Raw genomic sequence first — 3328 nt, 5'->3', positions numbered from 1 at the left:
GCTGTCGTTCTTTAACAATCTGGAAGAAGTAAGTAATTTGGATAGCGGAAGCGTCTTGAGATGGACGTGAAAACTATCCGGGTTGTGATTGTATCGATGTATCTCAAGATGATTCGAACTCTATGTTTGACTCAATTGGAATACGGCACAACGCGAGAACTCAACCTGTAACGAGACAGACTCGTTATAGGGTCAAGCGAACAAGTGCATGTGGTGGATGCCTTGGCGATCACAGGCGATGAAGGACGCGGTAGCCTGCGAAAAGCTACGGGGAGCTGGCAAACGAGCTTTGATCCGTAGATGTCCGAATGGGGAAACCCACTCCTTTTGGAGTATCCATGGCTGAATACATAGGCCATGCGAAGCGAACGCGGTGAACTGAAACATCTAAGTAACCGCAGGAAAAGAAATCAACCGAGATTCCCAAAGTAGTGGCGAGCGAAATGGGATGAGCCTTGCACTCTTTATTTGTATTGTTAGCCGAACGCTCTGGAAAGTGCGGCCATAGCGGGTGATAGCCCCGTAGGCGAAAACAGTATGAAAGAACTAGGTGTGCGACAAGTAGGGCGGGACACGTGAAATCCTGTCTGAAGATGGGGGGACCATCCTCCAAGGCTAAATACTCGTGATCGACCGATAGTGAACCAGTACCGTGAGGGAAAGGCGAAAAGAACCCCGGGAGGGGAGTGAAATAGATCCTGAAACCGCATGCATACAAACAGTCGGAGCCTCGTAAGGGGTGACGGCGTACCTTTTGTATAATGGGTCAGCGACTTACGTTCAGTAGCAAGCTTAACCGTATAGGGCAGGCGTAGCGAAAGCGAGTCCGAATAGGGCGTTCAGTTGCTGGGCGTAGACCCGAAACCAAGTGATCTATCCATGGCCAGGATGAAGGTGCGGTAACACGTACTGGAGGTCCGAACCCACTAACGTTGAAAAGTTAGGGGATGAGCTGTGGATAGGGGTGAAAGGCTAAACAAACTTGGAAATAGCTGGTTCTCTCCGAAAACTATTTAGGTAGTGCCTCGTGTCTCACCTTCGGGGGTAGAGCACTGTCATGGTTGGGGGGTCTATTGCAGATTACCCCGCCATAGCAAACTCCGAATACCGAAGAGTGCAATCACGGGAGACAGACATCGGGTGCTAACGTCCGGTGTCAAGAGGGAAACAACCCAGACCGCCAGCTAAGGTCCCCAAATATAGCTAAGTGGGAAACGAAGTGGGAAGGCTAAAACAGTCAGGAGGTTGGCTTAGAAGCAGCCACCCTTTAAAGAAAGCGTAATAGCTCACTGATCGAGTCGTCCTGCGCGGAAGATGTAACGGGGCTAAGCTATATACCGAAGCTGCGGATGCGTGCTTTGCACGCATGGTAGGAGAGCGTTCCGTAAGCCTGCGAAGGTGCGTTGAAAAGCGTGCTGGAGGTATCGGAAGTGCGAATGCTGACATGAGTAGCGATAAAGGGGGTGAAAGGCCCCCTCGCCGTAAGCCCAAGGTTTCCTACGCAACGTTCATCGGCGTAGGGTGAGTCGGCCCCTAAGGCGAGGCAGAAATGCGTAGCTGATGGGAAGCAGGTCAATATTCCTGCACCATTGTTAGATGCGATGGGGGGACGGATCGCGGAAGGTTGTCCGGGTGTTGGAAGTCCCGGTCGCTGCATTGGAGAAGGCACTTAGGCAAATCCGGGTGCGTAATTCAAGGGTGTGGCGCGAGCTTCTTAGGAAGCGAAGCAATTGGAAGTGGTTCCAAGAAAAGCCTCTAAGCTTCAGTCTAACGATGACCGTACCGCAAACCGACACAGGTGGGCGAGATGAGTATTCTAAGGCGCTTGAGAGAACTCGGGAGAAGGAACTCGGCAAATTGGTACCGTAACTTCGGGATAAGGTACGCCCTTGTAGCTTGATGCGCCTGCGCGCAAAGGGTGAAGGGGTTGCAATAAACTGGTGGCTGCGACTGTTTAATAAAAACACAGCACTCTGCAAACACGAAAGTGGACGTATAGGGTGTGACGCCTGCCCGGTGCCGGAAGATTAAATGATGGGGTGCAAGCTCTTGATTGAAGTCCCGGTAAACGGCGGCCGTAACTATAACGGTCCTAAGGTAGCGAAATTCCTTGTCGGGTAAGTTCCGACCTGCACGAATGGCGTAACGATGGCCACACTGTCTCCTCCCGAGACTCAGCGAAGTTGAAGTGTTTGTGATGATGCAATCTACCCGCGGCTAGACGGAAAGACCCCATGAACCTTTACTGTAGCTTTGCATTGGACTTTGAACCGATCTGTGTAGGATAGGTGGGAGGCTATGAAACCGGAACGCTAGTTTCGGTGGAGCCGTCCTTGAAATACCACCCTGGTTTGTTTGAGGTTCTAACCTTGGCCCGTGATCCGGGTCGGGGACAGTGCATGGTAGGCAGTTTGACTGGGGCGGTCTCCTCCCAAAGCGTAACGGAGGAGTACGAAGGTACGCTAGGTACGGTCGGAAATCGTGCTGATAGTGCAATGGCATAAGCGTGCTTAACTGCGAGACCGACAAGTCGAGCAGGTGCGAAAGCAGGTCATAGTGATCCGGTGGTTCTGTATGGAAGGGCCATCGCTCAACGGATAAAAGGTACTCTGGGGATAACAGGCTGATACCGCCCAAGAGTTCATATCGACGGCGGTGTTTGGCACCTCGATGTCGGCTCATCTCATCCTGGGGCTGTAGCCGGTCCCAAGGGTATGGCTGTTCGCCATTTAAAGAGGTACGTGAGCTGGGTTTAAAACGTCGTGAGACAGTTTGGTCCCTATCTGCCGTGGGCGTTGGATATTTGAAGGGGGCTGCTCCTAGTACGAGAGGACCGGAGTGGACGAACCTCTGGTGTACCGGTTGTCACGCCAGTGGCATCGCCGGGTAGCTATGTTCGGAAGAGATAACCGCTGAAAGCATCTAAGCGGGAAACTCGCCTTAAGATGAGATATCCCTGGGAACTAGATTCCCTTGAAGGGTCGTTCGAGACCAGGACGTTGATAGGTCAGGTGTGTAAGCGCAGTAATGCGTTCAGCTAACTGATACTAATTGCCCGTAAGGCTTGATCCTATAACAAGTCTGTCTCGCGCTGAATACAGCGCGTCGGATTGGTTGGATTCTCGTGTGTGATACACACAACTCAAAATTACTGCTTCTTCCCAGATTGGTTGTGCTGCGAAGCCAGCACAACAACCCTCTTTGCCTGATGACCATAGCGAGTCGGTCCCACCCCTTCCCATCCCGAACAGGACCGTGAAACGACTCTACGCCGATGATAGTGCGGATTCCCGTGTGAAAGTAGGTAATCGTCAGGCTCCCTAAGCCA

The 3328-nt window shown here is 52.1% G+C and carries 2 rRNA genes; both read left to right on the top strand.

Annotated features, from left to right (window positions below):
• Positions 1-190: 190 nt before the first annotated feature.
• Positions 191-3072, top strand: a 23S ribosomal RNA gene (locus tag CFB50_RS38435).
• A 132-nt stretch (positions 3073-3204) separates the two neighbouring features.
• A 5S ribosomal RNA gene (rrf, locus tag CFB50_RS38430) occupies positions 3205-3317 on the top strand.
• Positions 3318-3328: the final 11 nt, after the last annotated feature.

This window comes from Burkholderia sp. AU33423, assembly GCF_002223135.1.
GTDB lineage: Bacteria > Pseudomonadota > Gammaproteobacteria > Burkholderiales > Burkholderiaceae > Burkholderia > Burkholderia lata_D.
This window is presented reverse-complemented; position numbering and strand designations above follow the sequence as displayed.